The organism is Streptomyces sp. yr375 (genome assembly GCF_900110755.1).
In the GTDB taxonomy this organism is placed as follows: Bacteria; Actinomycetota; Actinomycetes; order Streptomycetales; family Streptomycetaceae; genus Streptomyces.
Map to the genome: position 1 here is coordinate 1 of NZ_FOFF01000037.1, position 21,132 is coordinate 21,132.

Annotated in this window: 2 protein-coding genes and 2 pseudogenes; all 4 read left to right on the forward strand. The window is 76.0% G+C overall.

Going from position 1 to position 21,132, the window contains the following annotated elements:
* Window positions 1-32 precede the first annotated feature (32 nt).
* Window positions 33-2,825, forward strand: a pseudogene (locus BMZ82_RS42815) (polyketide synthase dehydratase domain-containing protein); the annotation flags it as partial.
* Window positions 2,826-2,912: 87 nt separating this feature from the next.
* Window positions 2,913-15,271 (forward strand): annotated as a pseudogene (locus BMZ82_RS28460) (type I polyketide synthase); the annotation flags it as partial.
* Window positions 15,152-19,579, forward strand: a complete 4,428-nt coding sequence (locus tag BMZ82_RS40925) for an SDR family NAD(P)-dependent oxidoreductase (RefSeq protein WP_371271317.1) — start codon at window positions 15,152-15,154, stop codon at window positions 19,577-19,579. The pseudogene BMZ82_RS28460 and the gene BMZ82_RS40925, both read left to right, overlap by 120 nt.
* Window positions 19,576-21,126: an FAD-dependent oxidoreductase gene (locus BMZ82_RS28470; protein ID WP_093780262.1), complete on the forward strand. Its 1,551-nt coding sequence runs from the start codon at window positions 19,576-19,578 to the stop codon at window positions 21,124-21,126. Before BMZ82_RS40925 ends, BMZ82_RS28470 begins: the two co-directional genes overlap by 4 nt.
* Window positions 21,127-21,132 lie beyond the last annotated feature (6 nt).

The window sequence follows — 21,132 nt, forward strand, 5'->3', positions numbered from 1 at the left end:
TGGGGTCGGCGGTGGACGTCGTCGAGGGGCGGGTGCGGGAGCGGGGCTGGCGGTGTTCGCGGTTGCGGGTGAGTCATGCGTTCCATTCGCCGTTGGTGGAGCCGGTGTTGGAGCGGTTCCGGGAAGCCATCGCCGGTGTCGCCTTCGCTGCCCCGCGTATTCCCTTCGTGTCGACGGTGGAGGTCGGGGCGACGCCCACGACTGCGGATTATTGGGTGCGTAACGTCCGGGAGACGGTCCGGTTCGCCGATGCCGTGGCGCATCTGCATGCGCAGGGTGTGACGAGGTTCGTGGAGGTCGGGCCGGACACCGCGCTCACCGCCGCCGGGCCGGACTGTCTGCCGGAGGACGACGCCACCGCCGTATTCGTCCCGTTGATGCGTCGTGACCAGCCGGAAGTCCGCACTCTGGCGGCCGGGTTGGCCCGCTTCCACACGCACGGTGGCACGGTCGACTGGGCGCGGTACCTGCCCGCCGCGCCCCGGGCCGAACTGCCCACCTACGCCTTCCAGCGCCGCCGCTACTGGCTGGAATCGGCCCAGGGCGGCAGCCTCGGTGCCGTCGGGCTGCTTCCGGCGGGCAACCCGTTGCTCGGCGCGGCCACCGCGCTGGCCGGGTCCGACGCCTACCTGCTCACCGGCCGGCTGTCGGTGCCGTCCCAGCCCTGGCTGGCCGACCACCGCGTCTCCGGCGCGATCGTGCTGCCCGGCGCGGCGTTCGTGGAACTGGCCGTGCAGGCCGCCGACCGGGTCGGCTGCGACCAGGTCGAGGAGCTCGTGCTGCGAGCACCGCTCGTGCTCACCGACACCGGTGCGGTCCGGCTGCAACTGGCCGTCCGTGAGGCACAGGACTCCGGCCGCCGCGCCGTCGACATCTACTCACTGGCCGAGGACGCGTCCGAGGACGAGCCATGGACGCTGCACGCCACCGGCACCCTCGCCCTCGGCCCGAACGAACCCGTCGCCGCTGAAGAGGCCTGGCCGCCGCGGGACGCCACCCCGCTGGCCGTGGACACCGCCTACCCCGACCTCGCCGCCCGTGACCTGGACTACGGCCCGGCGTTCCAGGGCCTGCGCGCTGCTTGGCGGCGCGGCGCGGACATCCTCGCCGAGGTCGCCCTGAGCGACGAACACCGCGACCGGGCCGCCGAGTTCGGGCTGCACCCCGCGCTGCTGGACGCCGCCCTGCACGCGCTCGCGCTCACCGACGACACCGGCACCGCGCGGCTGCCGTTCGCCTGGGCCGGCATCCGGCTGCACGCCGCCGGAGCGTCCGTCACACGGGTCCGGCTCACTCCGACCGGTGACGGCACCGTCGCGCTGGACCTGTTCGACGCCACCGGTTCGCCGGTCGCCTCCGTCGCATCGCTCACGCTGCGTGCCGCCCCCGGCCGGCCCACCAGCCGGGTGCCCCGCGACTCGCTGTTCCGCCTGGATTGGGACACCGCCCCGGCCCCCACCACACCGGCCACCGGCCGCTGGGCGCCGCTTGGCGCCCTGCCCGAGGCCCTGGCCACCGACCTACGCGCCGCCGGAGCCGACCTCACCGGCGACCGTGTCCCCGGCGACCGTGTGCCTGGCGATGACGCTGCCGCCGACGTCACCGTGCTGTCCGTTCCCGTGGGGGAGCCCGTCGAACAGGTCGCCTCCGCCGTGCTGCGGCAGGTGCAGGACTGGCTCGCGGCCACCGCCGAGCCGGCTCGGTTGCTGGTGGTCACCACCGGGGCGGTCGCCACCGAACCCGTCGACCAGCCAGCCGATCCGGGCGGTGCGGCGGTGTGGGGGCTGCTGCGCGCCGCGCAGGCCGAACAGCCCGACCGGATCCTGCTGGCCGACGTCGACGACACCACCGCGTCCCGTCGCGCGCTGCCCGCCGCGCAGGCCGCCGGGCAACCCCAGGTGGCGCTGCGCGCCGGCGTGCTGCTCACCCCCCGCCTGGTCAGGCCCGAGCTGGTGCCGCCCGTGGACCCGCACTGGCGGCTGGCCGTCACCCGCCCGGGCACCCTCGACAACCTCGCGCCGGTGCCCGCCCCGGCCGCCGCCGCCCCACTGGCACCGGGCCAGGTGCGCATCGCGGTGCGCGCCGCCGGACTGAACTTCCGCGACGTGCTCATCGCCCTGGGCATGTACCCGGGCGAGGTGGCCCTCGGCGGCGAGGGCGCCGGCGTGGTCACCGAGGTGGCCGCCGACGTCACCGACCTTGCCCCGGGCACCCCGGTCACCGGCCTGTTCGGCGACGCGTTCGCCCCGTTCGCGGTGGCCGAGCGGGCCGCCGTGGCGCCGATCCCGGACGGCTGGACGTTCGAGCAGGCCGCCGCCATGCCGATCGCGCACCTCACCGCCCACCTCGGCCTGGTCGAACTCGCCGGGCTGCGGGCCGGCGAGAAGGTGCTGATCCACTCCGCGGCCGGCGGCGTCGGCACGGCCGCCGTGCAGTTGGCCCGGCACCTCGGCGCCGAGGTCTACGGCACCGCGAGCGAGGGCAAGTGGCAGGTGCTGCGCGACCTCGGCCTGGACGACGCGCACCTCGCCTCCTCCCGCGACACCGGCTTCGCCGAGAAGTTCGGCCCCGTCGACGTGGTGCTCAACTCGCTGTCCGGCGAGTTCATCGACGCCTCGGCGGGACTGCTGCGCCCCGGCGGCAGGTTCCTGGAGATGGGCAAGACCGACCTGCGCGATCCGGCCGACTTCCCGGAGATCGACTACCGGCCGTTCGACCTGATGCAGTCGCCGCCGCACGAGATGCAGCGGCTGCTGGTCGCCGTACTGGACCTGTTCGCCGCGGGCGCGCTGACCGCGCCGGCGCCGCAGGTGTGGCCGATCGCCCGGGCCACGGACGCCTTCCGGTTCCTCAGCCAGGCCCGGCACACCGGCAAACTGGTGCTCACCCTGCCCCGCGCGCTCGACCCCGACGGCACCGTGCTGATCACCGGCGGCACCGGCACCCTCGGCGCGCTGGTCGCCCGGCACCTGGTGCGCGAGCACGGCATCCGGCACCTGCTGCTCACCGGCCGCCGCGGCAGCGCCCCCGAACTCGCCGCCGAACTCACCGAACTCGGCGCCGAGGTGCGCGTGGCGGCCTGCGACGCCGCCGACCGCGACGCGCTGGCCGCGCTGCTGGCCGGCATACCCGCCGAACACCCGCTCACCGCCGTGATGCACGCGGCCGGAGTCGCCGACGACGGGCTGTTCACCACGCTGACCCCGCAGCGCCTGACCGCGGTGCTGCGGCCCAAGGTGACCGCCGCGACTCACCTCGACGAGCTGACCCGCGGCCACGACCTGGCCGCGTTCGTGCTGTTCTCCTCGGCCACCGGCACCCTCGGCGGCCCCGGCCAGGCCAACTACGCCGCCGCCAACGCCTGCCTGGACGCACTGGCAGGTCAGCGGCGCGCCGCCGGGCTGCCCGCCCAGTCGCTCGCCTGGGGACTGTGGGCCCCGCCCAGCGGCATCACCGGCGACCTGTCCTCGTCGGACCTGGCCAGGATGGCCCGCGCCGGAGTGCAGGCCCTGTCCGCCGACGAGGCGCTGGCACTGCTCGACACCGCGCTGGCCATGGACGACCCGGTGCTGATACCGGCCAAGGTCCGGCTGCGCACCGCCGACCCGCTGCTGCTGCCACCGCTGCTGCGCGGCCTCGTCCGCACCCGGCGGCGGGCCGCCGCACAGACCGGGCCGGGTACGGCCGCGCCGACCGCCGAGGAACTGCTGACGCTGGTGCGTACCGAGACGGCCGCCGTCCTCGGGCACACCGGCGCCGCCGCCATCGACCCGCAGGCGGAGTTCCGCGCGCTGGGCGTGGACTCGCTGTCCGCCGTGGAACTGCGCAACCGGCTCGGCGCGGCCACCGGCGCCAGCCTGCCCGCCACCCTGGTGTTCGACTACCCGACGCCCGCCGCGCTGGCCGGATACCTGCGCCAGGACCGGCCCGAGGACACCGCCCCGGCCACGAGGCACCCCGCCCGTACCGGGGCCGCCGTCGACGAGCCCATCGCGATCGTCGGCATGGCCTGCCGGTTCCCGGCCGGGATCCGCTCCCCGGAACACCTGTGGCGGTTCCTGCTCGACGGCGGCGACGGCATCACCGAGTTCCCCGCCGACCGCGGCTGGGACCTCGACTCGCTGTTCGACGCCGACCCCGACCGGCCCGGCACGTCCTACACCCGGCACGGCGGATTCCTGCGCGACGCCGCCGACTTCGACGCCGAGTTCTTCGGCATCAACCCGCGCGAGGCGCTGGCCACCGACCCGCAGCAGCGGCTGCTGCTGGAGACCACCTGGGAGACCTTCGAACACGCCGGGATCGACCCGGCCACGGTGCGCGGCAGCCGGACCGGCGTGTTCGTCGGCGTGATGCGCCAGGACTACGGGCCGATGCTGCACCACGCCGCGGAAGGCGTGGAGGGCTACCGGCTCACCGGCAGCGCGGCCAGCGTCGCCTCCGGCCGGCTCGCCTACGTGTTCGACCTGGAAGGTCCCACGCTGACGGTCGACACCGCCTGCTCGTCCTCGCTGGTCGCGCTGCACCTGGCCGCCCAGGCGCTGCGCCGCGGCGAGTGCGACATGGCGTTGGCCGGTGGCGCCACCGTGATGGCCACGCCCGGGCTGTTCGTGGAGTTCTCCCGGCAGCGCGGCCTGGCCGCCGACGGCCGGTGCAAGTCGTTCTCCGCCGACGCGGACGGCACCTCGTGGTCGGAGGGCGCCGGGATGCTGCTCGTGGAGCGGCTGTCCGACGCGCGAGCCGCCGGGCACCCGGTGCTGGCCGTGGTGCGCGGATCCGCGGTCAACTCCGACGGCGCGTCCAACGGGCTCACCGCGCCCAACGGCCCGTCCCAGCAACGCGTGATCCGCACCGCGCTGGACGCTGCCGGACTGTCCACAAGGGACGTCGACGCGGTGGAGGCGCACGGCACCGGCACCACCCTCGGCGACCCCATCGAGGCCCAGGCCCTGCTGGCCACCTACGGCCGCGACCGGGACGGCGACGCGCTGTGGCTCGGCTCGGTCAAGTCCAACATCGGGCACACCCAGGCCGCCTCCGGCGTCGCCGGGATCATCAAAATGGTCCTGGCCGTCCGGGAAGGACTGCTGCCCCGCACCCTGCACGTCGGCGAACCCAGCCCGCACGTGGACTGGACCTCCGGCGCGGTGTCCCTGCTCACCGAACAGCGCCCCTGGCCGCAGACCGGCCGGGCCCGCCGCGCCGCCGTGTCCTCGTTCGGCGTCAGCGGCACCAACGCGCACATCATCATCGAACAGGCCCCGCCGGAGGAGCCCGCGGCGGCCCCGGGCCCGGCGGCCCTGCCGCTGCCGGTCGTGGTCTCCGCACGCACCGAACCCGCCCTGCGCGCGCAGGCCGCCCGGCTGCTGACCCACCTCGGCGAACACCCCGACGTCGAACCGGCCGTACTGGCGCACGCGCTGCTGACCACCCGGGCCGCGCACCCGCACCGGGCCGTCGTGACGGCCGACCCGCGCACCGGACTGGCCGCCCTCGCCGAGGGCGCCCCCGACGCCGACCTGGTCACCGGCTGCGCCGCCGACGCCGGGAAACTCGCCTTCCTGTTCCCCGGCCAGGGCTCCCAGCGCCTCGGCTCCGGCCGCGCACTGGCCGCGGAGTTCCCCGCCTACGCCGCCGCGTTCGACGCGGTGTGCGCCGCACTCGACCGGCACCTGCCCCGGCCGCTGCGCGAGGTGCTGTTCGCCGCCGAGGGCAGCCCCGAGGCCGAACTGCTCGACCGTACCGACTTCACCCAGGCCGCCCTGTTCGCCGTCGAGGTCGCCCTGTTCCGGCTCGTGGAGAGCTGGGGCCTGCGACCGGACCTGGTGGCCGGCCACTCGGTCGGCGAGATCGTCGCCGCGCACGTCGCCGGGGCGCTGACCCTCCCCGACGCCGCCACGCTGGTCACCGCCCGCGGCAGGCTGATGGCACGCGCCACCCCCGGCGGTGCAATGGTCGCGATCCAGGCCACCGAGGCCGAACTCGCCCCGCTGCTCGCCGAGCACGCCGGACAGGTGCGGCTGGCCGCGGTCAACGGCCCCGGCTCGGTCGTCGTGTCCGGCGACGCCGACGCGGTCGCCGAGATCGGCGCGCACTGGCGCGAACAGGGCCGCCGCACCCGGCAGTTGAGGGTCACCATGGCCCCGCACTCCCCGCACGTCGACGGCATCCTCGCCGAGTACCGGGAGGTCGTCACCGGCATCCCGATCACCGCGCCGCGGCTGCCCGTCGTGTCCACGGTGACCGGGGCGCCGCTGTCGGAGCGGGAGATCACCGACCCGGAACACTGGGTGGCCAACGTCCGCGACAGCGTACGGTTCCTGCCCGCGATGCGCGCCCTGGCCGACGCCGGGGCCACCGCGTTCGTCGAGATCGGCCCGGCCGCGGCGCTGACCGCGATGGCCCGCGACTGCCTGCCGGCAACCGAACCCGGCACCGAGCACGGCACCGAAACCGTCACCAAGCACGTCACCGAGCCCGGCACCGAGTCCGCCGCCGTCGAACGGGTCGTACTGCCCTCCCTGCGCGACGGCCGGGACGAGATCCCCGCCCTGCTGGACACGCTGGCCCGGCTGCACGTGCACGGCATCTCCCCGGACTGGGCCGCGGTCACCGAAGGCCGCGCACCGGCACTGGTCGCACTGCCCACCTACGCGTTCCAGCACCGGCGGTTCTGGATGACCGGCGAGAGCGCCGCCGACGTCGGCGCGGCCGGCCTCGGCCCGGTCGGGCACCCGCTGCTCGGCGCGGCCGTCGCGCTGGCCGACGGCGCCGGGATGCTGTTCACCGGACGGTTGTCCACCACCACCCAGCCCTGGCTGGCCGACCACGTGGTGGCCGGCCGGATCGTGCTGCCCGGCACCGCGTTCGTCGACCTCGTCGCACGCGCCGGCGACGAACTGGGCTGCGGCCGCATCACCGAACTGACCCTGGACACCCCCCTCGTGCTGGCCGAGCGGGGCAGCGCCGCCCTGCAACTGGTGCTCGGCGCGCCCGACGAGCAGGGCCGCCGCGCGGTGACCCTGTACTCCCGGCCCGAAGCGGGCACCACCACCGACGAACCCTGGACCCGGCACGCCGCCGGCACCGTCGAACCGCCCGCCGACGCCGCGCCGCCGCAGGGGGACTGGCCCCCGGCCGACGCGGCCGAGACCGAGCCGGGCGAGCTGTACCAGCTCCTGGCCGACCGCGGCCTCGCCTACGGACCGGCGTTCCGCGGGCTGCGCGCCGCCTGGCGACGCGACACCGCCACCGGCACCGAGGTGTACGCCGAGGCGGCACTGCCCGCCCCCGCCGAACCCGGCGGCTTCGGGGTACACCCGGCGCTCCTGGACGCCGCGTTGCACGCGCTGGCCACCGACCCCGACGCGACCACGGCCGCCCTGCCGTTCGCCTGGGCCGGGGTCACCGTCCACCAGCCCGGCGCGGACACGCTGCGGGTGCGGCTGACCCCGGCCGACGGCGGCGTCGCGATCGCCGCGTACGACCGCTACGGCGCTCCGGTGCTCACCGTGGACAGCCTCGCCCTGCGCCCGCTCCCGGCCGAACTGCGCGCCGCCCACCTCGGCACCGAGGCGCTGCACACCGTGGACTGGACGCCGGTGCGCACCCGCGCCGACGGACCCACGCCCACCGAACTCGGCCCGGACCTCGACCTCACCGCCGTGACCGAACCGGGAGAATGGCTGCTGGCCGCGTTGCCGGCCGCCGCCGACGACGACCCGGCCGCGATCGCCACCGCCGCCCATCGCGTGCTGGCTCTGCTGCGTGAGTTCCTCGCCCAGGAGCGGTTCGCCGCCACCACCCTGGTGCTGCGCACCCGAGGCGGCACCGACGGCACCGACCTGGGCGCCGCGGCCGCCTGGGGCCTGGCCCGCTCGGCCCAGTCGGAGAACCCGGACCGGATCGTGCTGCTGGACAGCGACGGCAGCGTGCCCGACCCCGTCGCCCTGGCCACCGGCGAACCCCAACTGGCCGTCCGCGACGGCGCGGTGCTCGTCCCGAGGCTGGTACGCGCCGCCGCCGGCGAACCCGCCGCGTGGCACCCCGAGGGCACCGTGCTGATCACCGGCGGCACCGGCGCGCTCGGCTCGGTGCTGGCCCGCCACCTGGCCGCCGAACACGGTGTACGGCACCTGCTGCTCGCCGGCCGCCGCGGCCCCGACACCCCGGGCGCCGCCGAACTCCTCGCCGACCTCGCCGCGCTCGGCGCCACCGCCGAGGCGGTGGCCTGCGACGTGGCCGACCGTGACGCGCTGGCCGCGCTGCTCGCCGCCGTCCCCGACGCGCACCCGCTCACCGCCGTGGTGCACACCGCCGGCGTACTGGACGACGGAATGCTCAACGCCCAGACCCCCGAACGCCTCGACCGGGTGCTGCGGCCCAAGGTGGACGCCGCACTGCACCTGGACGAACTGACCCGCGGGCTGGACCTGACCGCGTTCGTGCTGTTCTCCTCGGCCGCCGGGATCCTCGGCAGCCCCGGGCAGAGCAACTACGCCGCCGCCAACGCCGTACTGGACGCCCTGGCCACCCGCCGTCGCGCCGCAGGCCGGCCCGCGGTGTCGCTGGCCTGGGGCCTGTGGGCCGGCGCAGGCGGCATGGGCGACACCGCCGACGGCACCGCCCGGCAGCGCATCGAACGACTCGGTGTGGTGCCCCTCGAACCGGCCGAGGGCATGCGGCTGTTCGACGCCGCCGTCCCCGGCGACACCGCGCTGGCCGTCCCGGTCCGCCTGAACCTGCCCGCGCTGCGCGAACAGGCCCGCACCGTGCCGCCCGCCCCGGTGCTGCGCGGCCTGGTCCGCGTCCCGGCCCGCCGCGCTACGGCCACCGGCGCGCTGGAGGCCGCGTTCGCCGGGCTCGACGAGGCCGCCCGCGGCAGGCTGGTGCGCGACACCGTACGCACTGCCGTGGCCGCCACCCTCGGCCACGACAGCGCGGAAGAACTGGGCGACCGGCGCGCCTTCACCGACCTCGGCTTCGACTCGCTGACCTCGGTGGAACTGCGCAACCGGCTCGCGGCGGGCACCGGACTGCCGCTGCCCGCCACACTGGCCTTCGACCACCCGAGCATCGCGGCCACCGCCGCGTACCTGCTGGCCAGGCTCAGCGCGGCCGCCGCCCCGACCCGGGGCGAACCCCGCCGCACCGGCCCGGCCGACGAGCCCATCGCGATCGTCGGCATGGCCTGCCGCTACCCCGGCGGAGTGCGCTCCCCGGAGGACCTGTGGCGGCTGGTGGCCGGGGACGGCGAAGCCATCTCGCCGTTCCCCACCGACCGCGGCTGGGACACCGAACGCCTCTACGACCCCGACCCCGACCGGGCCGGACACACCTACCTCACCGCGGGCGGCTTCCTGCACGACGCGGCCGAGTTCGACGCCGCCCTGTTCGGGATCTCACCGCGCGAGGCACTCGCCATGGACCCGCAGCAGCGGCTGCTGCTGGAGACCTCCTGGGAGGCACTGGAACGCACCGGCATCGACCCGCTGTCGCTGCGCGACACCGACACCGGCGTGTTCGTCGGCGTCATGTACCACGACTACGCCACCCGGCTCCCCAGCACCCCGCAGGACGTCGAGGGCTACCTCGGCGCGGGCACCGCGGGCAGCGTCGCCTCCGGCCGCGTCGCCTACGCCTTCGGACTCCAGGGCCCGGCGATGACCGTGGACACCGCGTGCTCCTCCTCGCTGGTCACCCTGCACCTGGCGGCGCAGGCGCTGCGCGCCGGGGAATGCTCGCTCGCGCTGGCCGGCGGCGTGACGGTGATGTCCACGCCGGGCACCTTCATCGAGTTCTCCCGGCAGCGCGGCCTGGCCGCCGACGGCCGGGTGAAGGCCTTCGCCGCCGCCGCGGACGGCACCGTCTGGTCCGAGGGCGTCGGCCTGCTCGTGGTGGAACGGCTGTCCGACGCGCGCCGCAACGGCCACCGGATCCTCGGCGTGCTGCGCGGTTCCGCCGTCAACTCCGACGGCGCGTCCAACGGGCTCACCGCACCCCACGGCCCCTCGCAGGAACGGGTCATCCGCACCGCGCTGGCCGCCGCACACCTGTCCACCTCGGACATCGACGTGGTCGAGGCGCACGGCACCGGAACGGCGCTGGGCGACCCCATCGAGGCGCAGGCGCTGCTGGAGACCTACGGACGCGGCCGCGAGGACGACCCCCTGTGGCTCGGCTCGGTCAAGTCCAACATCGGGCACACCCAGGCCGCCGCCGGTGTCGCCGGGGTGATCAAGGTCGTCCAGGCGATGCGGCACGGAACGCTGCCGCGCACCCTGCACCTCGACGAACCGACCCCGCACGTCGACTGGTCGGCCGGCGGGGTACGGCTGCTCACCGAGGCGCAGCCCTGGCCGGAGCGCGACCGGCCGCGCCGGGCCGGGGTGTCCTCGTTCGGCATCAGCGGCACCAACGCACACGTCATCATCGAGCAGGCCCCGGAGCTCCCGGCCCCGCGACCGGCGCCCCGGCGGGTCGTACCGGTGCCGCTGTCCGGCAACACCGAGGCCGCGCTGCGCGCCCAGGCCAGCCGGCTGCACACCTGGCTGGCCGCCGACCCGGACGCCGGAGTGACCGAGCCGGCCGCCGCCCTGGCCACCGGGCGCTCCGCGCTCACCCACCGGGCGGTGGTCGTCGCGGCCGATCGCGAGGACCTGCTCACCGGCCTGACCGCGCTGGCCGCCGGGGACGCCGCCCCGCACGTGGCCACCGGAACCGCCGGATCCGCCACCCGCACGGTGTTCGTGTTCCCCGGCCAGGGCGCGCAATGGGCGGGCATGGCGGTCGAGTTGCTGGACTCGTCGGAGGTGTTCGCGGCGCGGATGGCCGAGTGCGCGTCGGCGCTGGGCGAGTTCGTGGACTGGTCGTTGGTGGGTGTGCTGCGGGGCGAGGCGGGTCAGCCGTCGTTGGACCGGGTGGACGTCGTACAGCCGGTGTCGTTCGCGGTGATGGTGTCGCTGGCGGCGCTGTGGCGGTCGTTCGGGGTGGAGCCCGACGCGGTGGTCGGTCACTCGCAGGGTGAGATAGCGGCTGCCTGTGTCGCGGGGGCGCTGTCCCTGCGCGACGCGGCGCTCGTGGTCTGCGTGCGCAGCAGGCTCATCGCCGAGGAACTGACCGGCCACGGAGGCATGGCGTCGGTGGCGCTGCCCGCCGACGAGGTGACCGACCTGCTGCCCGCCGGCGGCGAGGTGACCGTCGCCGCGATCAACGGCCCCGCCTCCACCGTCATCTCCGGCGACTCCGCCGCACTGGACCGGCTGCTGGCCGACTGCGAGCAACGCGCGGTACGGGTCCGTCGGATCGCGGTGGACTACGCCTCGCACTCCGCGCAGGTGCAGCGCATCGAGACCCGACTGATCGAGGCCCTCGCCGAGATACGGCCACAGGCGGCGAACGTACCGATGTTCTCCACGGTCACCGCCGACTGGGCCGACCCCGCCGCGCTGGACGCCGGCTACTGGTACCGCAACCTGCGCCAGACCGTCCACTTCGAACAGGCCGTGCGCGCCCTGGCCGCACAGGGCCACCGCGGGTTCGTCGAGGTCAGCCCCCACCCGGTGCTGGTGCCCGGGATCGACCAGACGCTGGACGAGGTGACCGTCGTCGGTTCACTGCGCCGCGACGCAGGCGGCCTCGACCGGTTCCTGCTGTCCGTCGCCGAGGCGCAGACCGCCGGACTGCCGGTCCGGCTGGCCGCCGCCTTCGACGACCGGAGGCCCGCCCCGCTGGACCTGCCCACCTACGCCTTCCAACGGCAGCGCTACTGGCTCGCCGCCCCCGAGCGCACCGGCGCCGACGCGGTGGACGGCGCGTTCTGGGCGGCCGTCGACGACGCCGACCCGGCCGACCCGAAGGCGCTGGCCGGCCTGCTCGGCGTCGCGGCCGAACCGCTCGCCCAGGTGCTGCCCGCACTGGCCGCCTGGCGCGCCGCCCAGGAGGCGACCGCCACCACCGACGGCTGGCGCTACACCGTCGGCTGGCGACCGGTCGAGGCGGCCGAGGCGGTGCTGACCGGCGACTGGCTCGTCGTCAGCCCGGACGGGCTGCCCCTGGCCGAGGAGTGCGCCGCCGCGCTCACCCGCGCCGGTGCCCGGGTCCGCGTACTCGGCCCGGACGCCGTACCGGCCGAGGTCGGCAGCGCGTCCGGGGTGGTCTCGCTGCTGGGCCTGACCGAGGGCCCGCACCCGGAACAGCCCGCCGTACCCGCCGGACTCGCCGCCACGCTGGAACTGGTACGCGCCCTGGCGGACACCGACACCGAAACCGACAACACCGAGCCCGTGCTGTGGCTGGTGACCAGCGGCGCGGTCGCCGCCACCCCGGCCGACCGGCTGCCGCACCCCGAACAGGCCATGCTCTGGGGCCTGGGCCGCACCCTCGCGCTGGAACACCCGAAACTGTTCGGCGGCATCGTCGACCTGCCGACGGACCCGAGCCGCGGGCTCGACCGGCTGGCCGCGCTGCTGGCGGGCGCACAGGACCAGGCGGGTGTCGAGGACCAGGCGGCGGTGCGCGACAGCGGGGTGCTGGTGCCACGGCTGGCGCACGCCCCGCTGGGCGGACGCACCCCGGTCCGGCTGTGGCAGCCCACCGGCACCGTGCTGGTCACCGACGGCCTCGGCCCGATGGGCCTGCCGGTGGCCCGCTGGCTCGCCGCGAGCGGCGCGCAGGCGCTGGTGCTGACCACCGACGACCCGGCCGCCACCGCACCGGACGACCTCGGCGTCCCGGTCACCCTGAGCACCTGCGACGCGGCCGACGAGACCGCCCTCGCCGAACTGCTCGAAGCGATCCCGGCCGACCTGCCGCTGACCGCCGTGGTGCACACCGCGGGCGAGCTGCGCTCCGGCCCGCTGACCGGCACCGACCTCGCCGACGTCGCCGCCACCCTCGACACCAAGGTGCGCGGCGCGGCCAACCTGGACCGGCTCACCGGCGAGTTGGACGCGTTCGTGCTGTTCTCCTCCGTCGCGGCCACCTGGGGCGGCAGCGAACAGGGCGCGTTCGCCGCGGCCAACGCCTACCTCGACGCGCTGGCCCAGCACCGGCACGCTCGCGGACTGCCCGCCACCGCCGTCGCCTGGGGCCCCTGGGAGGGCGCCGGGCTCGGCGCGGCGGACGCCGCCGCCGAGGCCGAGCGCCGCGAACAACTGCGCCGCCGCGGTGTGCTGGCGCTCGCCCCGCAGCAGGCACTCGCGGCGCTCGCCGACGCGGTACGGCACGCCGACACCACGGTGACCGTCGCCGACGTGGACTGGGCCGGCTTCGCGCCCGCGTTCACCGCCGCCCGGCCCAGCCCGCTGCTCGGCGAACTGCCCGAGGTGCGCGCCGCTCTCGCCGCCGGCACCGACGGACCGGCCGCGTCCGACTCCGGGCCCGCCGCCCGGCTCGGCTCGCTGCCCGAGGCCGACCAGCGGCGCGAACTCGTCGCACTGGTACGCCGGGAGGTCGCCGTCGTGCTCGGCCACGACGACCCGGACGCACTGCCCACCGGGCGGCCGTTCACCGACCTCGGGTTCGACTCGCTGGCCGCCGTGAACCTGCGCAACCGGCTCGGCACGGCCACCGGCGTACGGCTCGCGGCCACCGCGGTGTTCGACCACCCCACCCCCGCCGAACTCGCCGATCACCTGCGCAAGCAACTGGTGGTGCCCGCCGAGGCGGCCCTCGGCTCGCTGGACGAGGAACTCGACCGGCTGGCCGGGGTACTGGCCGAGGTGTCCGGCGAGGACGACCGGCGGCGCGCCCTGACCCGGCTGCAGAGCCTGGTCGGCCGGCTGACCCCGAGCCCGGACGGCGACCGCGAGTCGGTCACCGAGCAGCTCGGGGCCGCCAGCGACGAAGAGATCTTCCGGTTCATCGACTCGGAGTTGAGCTGATCATGAGTGATGTCACCCGTCTCCGCGACTACCTGCGCAAGGTCACCGTCGACCTGCACGAGACCCGGCAGCGGTTGCGCGAGTACGAGCAGCGCGACGCCGAACCGGTCGCCGTCGTCGGCATGGCCTGCCGCTTCCCCGGCGGCATCGCCTCGCCCGATGACCTGTGGGAGGTGGTCGCCGCCGGCCACGACGTGATGTCGGCCTTCCCCGGCAACCGGGGCTGGCCGCTGGACCGCCTCTACGACCCCGATCCGGACCGCCCCGGCACCACCTACGTCAAAGAGGCCGGATTCCTGCACGACGTGGCCGACTTCGACGCCACGTTCTTCGGGATCTCGCCCCGCGAGGCGCTGGCCATGGACCCGCAGCAACGGCTGCTGCTGGAGACCTCCTGGGAGGCGCTGGAGCACGCCGGCATCGACCCGCTGTCGCTGCGCGGCAGCCAGACCGGCGTGTTCGTCGGCAGCGGCGCGCAGGACTACGGGATGCTCGCCGCGCAGGCCGCCGACGACCTGGAAGGCTTCCTGCTGACCGGCAACGCGATCAGCGTGCTGTCCGGCCGGGTGTCCTACACCCTGGGCCTGGAGGGGCCCGCGCTGTCCGTGGACACCGCCTGCTCGGCCTCGCTGGTCGCCCTGCACCTGGCCTGCCAGTCGCTGGCCCGCGGCGAGTGTTCGCTCGCGCTGGCCGGGGGAGCGTCCGTGCTGTCCACCCCGGCCGGGTTCGTGGAACTGTCCCGGCAGCGCGGCCTGGCCCCCGACGGCCGCGCCAAGGCGTTCGCCGAGGCCGCGGACGGCACCGCCTGGTCCGAAGGGGCCGGGGTACTGGTCGTGGAGCGGCTGTCCGACGCGCGCCGCAACGGCCACCGCGTGCTGGCCGTGGTACGCGGCTCGGCGGTCAACCAGGACGGCGCGTCCAACGGGCTGACCGCCCCCAACGGGCCCTCACAGGAACGGGTCATCCGCGCCGCGCTGGCCGACGCGGACCTGACCGCCGCCGACATCGACGCGGTCGAGGCACACGGCACCGGCACCGCGCTGGGCGACCCGATCGAGGCCAACGCGCTGCTGGCCACCTACGGCCGCAACCGGCCCGCCGACCGCCCCCTGTGGCTGGGCTCGCTGAAGTCCAACCTGGGCCACTCCGGCGCGGCCGCCGGGGTCGGCGGCGTGATCAAGATGGTCATGGCGCTGCGCGGCGACCACCTGCCACGCACCCTGCACGTCGACGCCCCCACCTCCAAGGTGGACTTCTCCGCCGGCAACGTGGCACTGCTGACCGAGCCCCAACCCTGGCCACAAACCGGCCGCCCACGCCGCGCCGGCGTCTCCGCCTTCGGCATCAGCGGCACCAACGCCCACGTCCTCCTGGAACAGGCCCCGGAGTTCATCACCCCGGACCCCGACACCCCCGACGGCCGGCCGACCTCGCCCGGCACGACTGCCCCGGCGGGCACGGCCGTTCCGTCCGCTCGGGCAAGCACGACCGCCCCGGCCGCTACCACTGCCCCGGCAGGCGCGACCGCCTCGTCCGCCCCGGCGGACACGACTGCCCCGGCGGGCACGACTGCCCCGGCGGGCACGACTGCCCCGGCGGGCACGACTGCCCCGGCGGGCACGACTGCCCCGGCGGGCACGACTGCCCCAGCCGGTACCGCCGCCCCGGCGGCCACAACCGCCCCGGCCGGCACAACCGTTCCGACCGCCCCGCCCGCCCCCGTACCCATAGCGGTGTCGGGTCGCAGTCGGGAGGCGTTGCGGGCTCAGGGCGATCGGCTGTTGCCGTTGGTGCAGCGTGGGACGCCGTTGCCCGATCTCGCCGCCGCCCTGCTGCGTCACCGTTCCGCCCTCGAACACCGTGCCGTGGTCGTCGCCGACGACGCGGACACCGTCGCTGCGGGACTGCGCGCGCTGGCCGAGGGGCGGCCGCACGACGCGGTGGTCAGTGGCACCGCCGTGCCGACCGACCGGGTCGTGTTCGTGTTCCCCGGTCAGGGCTCGCAGTGGGCGGGCATGGCCGTCGAACTGCTCGACTCCGCCCCGGTGTTCGCCGCGCACCTGGCCGAGTGCGACAGCGCGGCCCGCGCCTTCGTGGACTGGTCCATCGCCGACGTGCTGCGCGGCGCGCCCGGCGCTCCCTCCATGGAGCCCATCGAGATCCTGCAGCCGGTGCTGTTCGCGGTGATGGTGTCGCTGGCCGAGCTGTGGCGCTCCTACGGCCTCACCCCGGCCGCGGTGGTCGGCAGCAGCCAGGGCGAGATCGCCGCCGCCTACACCGCGGGGGCGCTGTCCCTGCACGACGCGCTGAAGATCGTAGTGCTGCGCAGCCAGTTGTTCGCCGACGAACTGCGCGGCAACGGCGCGGTGGTGTCCGTGGCCGCGCCCGAGCAGCAGGTCCGCGCCAGGCTGGCCGCCCAGGGCGACGACACGCTGCACATCGGCGGCGTCAACGGCCCCAACGCGGTCACCGTGGTCGGCCCGCCGGCCGGTCTGGACCGGTTCGTCGCCGAGGCCACCGCCGACGGGCTGCGCGCCCGGCTGGTCGGCTCCACCGTCGCCTCGCACTGCGACCAGGTCGACCCGCTGCGCGAACGCATCCTGGACATGTTCGCCGACATCCGGCCCACCGCCACCACGGTGCCGTTCTGCTCCACCGTCACCGGCGAGTTCACCGACCCCGCCACCCTGGGCGCGCCGTACTGGTTCGACAACGCCCGCCGGCCGGTGGCCTTCGACCCGGCCGTGCGCACCCTGCTGGCCGCGGGGCTGCGATTCTTCGTCGAGGTCAGCCCGCACCCGGTGCTGGTCACCGCCGTGCAGGACATCGCCGAGGACGCCGGGGCCGACGCCGCCGTGGTCGGTTCGCTGCGCCGCGACCAGGGCGGCCTGGACCGGTTCCTGCGCTCGGTCGCCGACGCGCACACCCGCGGCGCTCCGGTCGACCTCGGCGTCGCCCTGGCCGGCCGGGACACCGCCTGGGTGGACCTGCCCACCTACCCCTTCCAGCGGCAGCGCTACTGGCCCGAGGCCGACGCCACCGCCGTATCCGACCCGGCGGCCCCGGCCGACGCGGTGGAGTCCGGCTTCTGGGAAGCGGTGGAGAACGCCGACCTGGCCGGCCTCACCGAGACCCTGGAGCTGGACGCCGAACCACTGGCCGCGGTGCTGCCCGCGCTGTCCGCCTGGCGGCGGCAGCGTCGTGAGCAGTCCGTCGTGGACTCCTGGCGCTACGCACTGGACTGGCGGCCGGTGCCCGACCCGGCGAGCCCCCGGCTGTCCGGCGACTGGCTGGTCGCCGTGCCACCCGGGCACACCGGACCGGAACCCGATGCGCTGGCCCGGCACGGCGCTCGGGTGATCCGGGTCGAGGTCACCGCCGACCCGTCGGCCCCGGAAGCCCTGCGCACCGCGCTGGCCGGGGCGCGGCCGGACGGCGTGCTCGCCCTGCTGGACTGGCCGGCCGCCGTGTCCCTGGTCCGCGCCCTGCTCGAGCTGGGCGTGGCGGCCCCGCTCTGGTTCACCACCACGGAAGCGGTGGCCCTGGACGCCGCGCCGGACGGCGACCCGGACCGGGCCGCACTGTGGGGCCTGGCCCCGACGGTGTCCCTGGAACACCCCGATCTCACCGGCGGCATCGTCGACCTGCCCGCCCGGCCCGACGAACGGGCGCTGACCCGCTGGTGCGCGGCGCTGTCCGGGCGTACCGGCGAGGAACAGCTCGCCGTCCGCCCGGCCGGGCTGTTCGCCCGCCGCCTGGTGCGCAGCCCACTGACCGCGCCGACCGGCGCCGCCTGGCGGCCCACCGGCACCACCCTGGTCACCGGTGCGGACACCGCCGTGGGCGCGGCCGTGGCCCGTTCGCTGGCCGCCGCGGGCGCTCCCGCGCTGCTGCTGACCGTCGACCCCGGCGGCGACGCACCGGCCGAGGACGCCACCGCCGAACTGCGTGAACTGGGCGTCGAGGTGCGCACCGTCGCCTGCGATCTGACCGACCGTGCGGCGGTGGCCGCGCTGCTCGCCGAACTGCCCGCCGGGCAGCCGCTCACCGCCGTCGTGCACACCGCCGTACCGCTCGACGAGACACCGCTGAGCACCCTCGACGGCGCAGCCGCATCCGCGCCGCGCCGGGGCGTCACCGCCGCGTGGCATCTGCACGAGCTGACCCGCGACGCCCCGCTCACCGCCTTCGTGCTGTTCTCCTCGATCTCCGGCACCTTCGGCGGCATCGGCCAGGCCGCCTACGCGGCGGCCACCGCCGGGCTGGACGCGCTGGCCGAGCACCGTGCCGCGGCCGGGCTGCCCGCCCTGTCGGTGGCCTGGGCCCCCTGGGCGGACCCGGCCGACACCACGGGTGTCGCGGCCACCCGCCGGGAACGGCTGGCCAGTCGTGGCATCGGGGTGCTGGACGAGCACCGCGCCCTCGCCGCGCTCGGCGACGCGCTCACCGCGGGCGACACCCGCCTGCTGCTGGCCGAGGTGGACTGGCCGCGGTTCAGGGGCGCGTACACCCTCACCGGCCCCCGCCCGCTGATCGCCGAGTTCACCCCCGACCGGGGCCGCCGTACGGCCACCGGCCCGGCCACCCCGGTCGTCGGCGAACTGGCGGCGCTGCCCGCCGCGGAGCGCTTGGGCGTGCTGCTGGCGGCGATCACCGGGCAGGCCGCGGCCGTTCTGGGCTTCCCGGACAGCTCCGCGATCGACCCGGCCCGCCGGCTCCTGGAACACGGCTTCGACTCGCTGACCACACTGGAACTGCGCAACCGGCTGACGGCGGCCACCGGGGTGCGGCTGACCGCGGCCACCCTGTTCGAGCACGACACCCCCGAGGCGCTGGCCCGCCACCTTCAGGGCGAACTCGGCCCGGACCCGGTCGCCACCGCCGTGGCCGAGCCAGGCCTGTTCGCGGCCTTCCAGCACCGGGCGGCCGAGGCCGGGAAGACCGGCGAGTTCGTCGAACTGCTCGCCGCCGCCGCCAAGCTGCGCACCACCTTCGGCTCCGCCGAGGAGGCCGGCGCCCTGCCCGAACCGGTGGAGCTGACCGCGCACGACGAGGGCCCGGTGCTGGTCTGCCTGCCCACCGTGCTGGCAACCTCCGGCCCGCACCAGTACGCCCGGTTCGCCGCCGGACTGCGCGAGCGGCGCGCGGTCTCCGCCATCGCGCTGCCCGGCTACCTGGACGGCGAACCGCTGCCCGCCGACCGGCCCGCCGCGATCGAGGCCGCCACCCGCCAGGTGCTGGCGGCGGCGGGGGAGCGGCCGGTGGTGCTGGTCGGCTACTCCTCGGGCGGCCTGCTGGCCGACGGCGTGGCGGCCCGACTGGCCGCGCTGGGCCGCCCGGCCGCTGCCCTGGTGCTCATCGACACCTTCGTGTTCGGCGCCGAACTGCCCACCAGCGGCGCCGCGTTGTTCGAGCAGATGTTCGCCCGGCTGGCCGACAGCGGCGCGGCCACCGACGCCCGCCTCACCGCGATGGGCGGCTACCTGCGGCTGCTCACCGACTGGGAACCCGGCGCCTGCCCGACGCCGATCCTGGTGGCCCGCGCCACCGAGCCCCTCGCCGGGTTCGACCGCCCGCCGGCCACCTGGGCCTACCCGCACGACGCGGTGGAACTGGTGGGCGACCACTTCACCGTCCTCGAAGAGCACGCCGACCGTACTGCTCAGGCGGTGCACGAGTGGCTGGAGAAGCGATGACGCAACGTACTACCGTTCTGGTCGTCGGCGCGGGCCCCTGCGGCCTGGCCATGGCCGCGCAGTTGAGCCGGCTCGGCGTCGAGGTCACCGTGGTGGACGCGGAGAGCCGGCCGCACACCGGCTCCCGGGCGATCCTGCTGTGGCCGCCGGTGCGCGAGGTGCTCGGCGAACTCGGCCTGGCCGAGCGCGCCGCCCGCGACGCCGTACGGCCCGCCGCGCTCCACTACCACCTGGGGACCGGCGGCAGCGTGCGGGTGCCGCTGAGCGAGGTCAACGCCCCGCTGGTGCTGCCCCAGGAGCGCACCGCGCGGCTGCTGGCGGAGACGCTGGCCGACCGCGGCGTCGACGTCGCGTGGGGCACCCGGGTCACCGACGTCGTCCCGGGCGAGCACACCGTGACGGTCACCGCGACCCGCGCGGACGGCGGCACCACCGAGATCGAGGCCGACTGGGTGGTGGGCGCGGACGGGCTGCGCAGCCAGGTGCGCGCCCAGTTGGGCATCGACTTCTCCGGAGCCCGGTTCCCGGCCACCTTCCTCCTCGCCGAGGGACGCATCGCCGGGAAGACCGGCACGGGGGAGACCGGCGACGGGGGGAACGGCACGGGGGAGAGCGGCACCCAGGGGATCAGCACCGAGGAGATCCACTACTTCCTCGCCGACGCCGGAGTCGCGCTGCTCGCCCCGCTGCCCGGCGGCGAGTTCCGCCTCTCCGGCGCCGTCCCGGCGGGCACCGAGGCCACCGCCGAACACGCCCAGGCACTGCTGGACGAACGCGGCCCCGGCGGGCTGCGCTTCACCGAGGTGCGCACCGTGACGCTGTTCTCCAGCGACGAGCGGGTGGCCGGCGCGCTGCGCTCCGGCCGCTGCTTCCTCGTCGGCGACGCCGCGCACGTGCACAGCCCGATCGGCGGCCAGGGCCTCAACCTCGGCATCCCGGACACCCGCAACCTGGCCTGGAAGCTCGCCGGCGTGGTGCACGGCCGACTGCACGAGTCGATCCTGGACAGCTACGACCCCGAGCGGCGCGCCGCGATCGCGCAGACCCTCCAGGCCACCGGCCGGATGGCCCGGCAGGCCGTGGCCGGCCCGCTGGCCCGCCGGATCCGCGACCTCACCTGGCGGCTGCTGGCGGGCTCCGGCGCGCTGGCCCGCGGCTACGCCCCGATGCTGGCCGGCTGGCGCAGCCACTACCCGGACGTACTGTTCGGCGCCCCCGCCGACCGCACGCAGCGCTCCAGGCCGCGACCCGGAACCCGGGACCCCCGATGGATCCCCCGGCCCTCCGACGAACTGGCCGGCCGCTTCCAGTTGCTCACCTACGGCGGCCCGACCGGCCAACTCGCCGCCACCGCAGCCGAGTTGGCCGACCGGCTGCCCGAACTGGTCGCGCACTTCCCGCTGGACGGCCCAAAACAGCGGTTCGTACTGCTGCGCCCGGACGGCTACGTGGCCGCCTCCGGCGGCGCGGACCGGTTCCCCGGCGTCGCTGCGCAGCTCGCCGCGCTGGCCCCCGCCCCGTCATCCCCGGCCGCGACCGCTCGGTGACGGCCG

Excerpts from the sequence above, each read along its gene's own strand:
- BMZ82_RS28470 (WP_093780262.1), top strand. The coding sequence starts at position 19,576 with ATGACGCAACGTACTACCGTTCTGGTCGTCGGCGCGGGCCCCTGCGGC.